Origin of the sequence: Cellulosimicrobium sp. CpK407, from assembly GCF_051844275.1 — a bacterium.
In the GTDB taxonomy this organism is placed as follows: domain Bacteria; phylum Actinomycetota; class Actinomycetes; order Actinomycetales; family Cellulomonadaceae; genus Cellulosimicrobium; species Cellulosimicrobium cellulans_G.
Genome location: NZ_JBGNYC010000098.1, coordinates 1 through 1777 on the forward strand (window position 1 = coordinate 1; position 1777 = coordinate 1777).

At 72.9% G+C, this 1777-nt stretch carries 1 protein-coding gene; it reads left to right on the forward strand.

Annotated elements, in window-relative coordinates; genetic code table 11:
* On the forward strand, positions 1 to 1777 hold a 1777-nt coding region (locus ABWU78_RS20870), incomplete at both ends, for a molybdopterin-dependent oxidoreductase (protein ID WP_439159388.1).

The window sequence follows — 1777 nt, forward strand, 5'->3', positions numbered from 1 at the left end:
GATGTCGATGGTGTCGCACGGGGTGGGTTCGCGGTTCGTGCAGCTCCTGGGCGGGAGCATGCTGTCGTTCTACGACTGGTACGCCGACCTGCCCGTCGCGTCCCCGCAGGTGTTCGGCGACCAGACCGACGTCCCGGAGTCCGCCGACTGGTGGAACGCCACCTACTGCATCATGTGGGGCTCCAACGTCCCGGTCACGCGCACCCCGGACGCCCACTTCATGGCGGAGGCTCGGTACCGGGGCCAGAAGGTCGTGACCGTGTCGCCCGACTACGCGGACAACACCAAGTTCGCGGACGAGTGGCTCGCTCCCCATCCCGGCACCGACGGCGCCCTCGCCCAGGCCATGGGCCACGTCATCCTCACCGAGTTCCACGTGCGCGACCGCGCTCCCCGGTTCCTCGACTACATGGCGCGATTCACCGACGCTCCGTACCTCGTGACGCTCGACCGGCGCGGAGACGCGTACGTGCCCGGGCGCTTCCTCACGGCGGACCGGCTCGCGGGCACGCCCGCCGCCGACCAGGCCGGCGCCACGAACGCCGCGTCGAAGACGGTGATCCTGTCCCGCGCGGGCGACGTCGTCGTCCCCAACGGGTCGCTCGGGCACCGCTACGGCGACCCCGGGAGGTGGAACCTCGACCTCGAGGGCGTCGAGCCCGCGCTGTCGGTCGCGGACCTGGCGGGCGGCACGTCGGACGAGCCGGTCGCCGTCGACCTGCCGCGCTTCGACCTCGCTCCCGAGGAGGGCGCCGAGCACCAGGGCGGCGCGGGCGCCGTCCGGCGCGGCGTGCCGACGCACCGCGTGGGCGAGCACCTGGTGACGACGGTCTACGACCTGCTGCTCGCGCAGTACGGCGTGGACCGCCCCGACCTCGACCTGCCGGGCACGTGGCCGACGGGGTACGACGACCCGGCGACCCCGGGCACCCCGGCGTGGCAGGAGGAGATCACCGGCGTCCCCGCGGCCGCCGCGGCGCGCATCGGGCGGGAGTTCGCGCAGAACGCGCTCGACTCGGGCGGCCGCTCGATGATCATCATGGGCGCGGGCACCAACCACTGGTTCCACTCCGACACGATCTACCGCACGTTCCTCGCGCTCGTGACGATGACCGGCTGCCAGGGCGTGAACGGCGGCGGCTGGGCGCACTACGTGGGGCAGGAGAAGGTCCGCCCGATCACGGGGTTCCAGCAGTACGCCAACGCGGCGGACTGGGCCCGTCCTCCGCGCCTCATGATCAGCACGGCCTTCTGGTACCTCGCGACGGACCAGTGGCGCTACGACGGCCTGCCCGCGGACGCGCTCGCGTCCCCGCTCGCCACCGGGAAGCTCGCAGGCCGCACGACGGCGGACACGCTGGTGGAGTCCGTCCGTCGCGGCTGGACGCCCAGCTACCCGACGTTCGACCGCAACCCGCTCGACCTCGTGGACGAGGCCGAGGCGGCGGGCAAGGACCCGGTGCGCCACGTCGTCGACCAGCTCTCCTCGGGCGAGCTGGACTACGCGTGCGCGGACCCCGACGACCCGGCGAACTTCCCGCGCGTGCTCACCGTCTGGCGCGCGAACCTGCTGGGGTCGTCGGGCAAGGGCAACGAGTACTTCCTCAAGCACCTGCTCGGGACCGACGCCGCGGTGCGCGCACCGGAGTCGGGGCCGGACCGGCGGCCGCGGGACATCGCGTGGCACGACGAGGCGCCGCAGGGGAAGCTCGACCTGCTCGTCACGGCCGACTTCCGGATGACGTCGACGACGCTGTTCTCGGACGTCGTGCTCCCG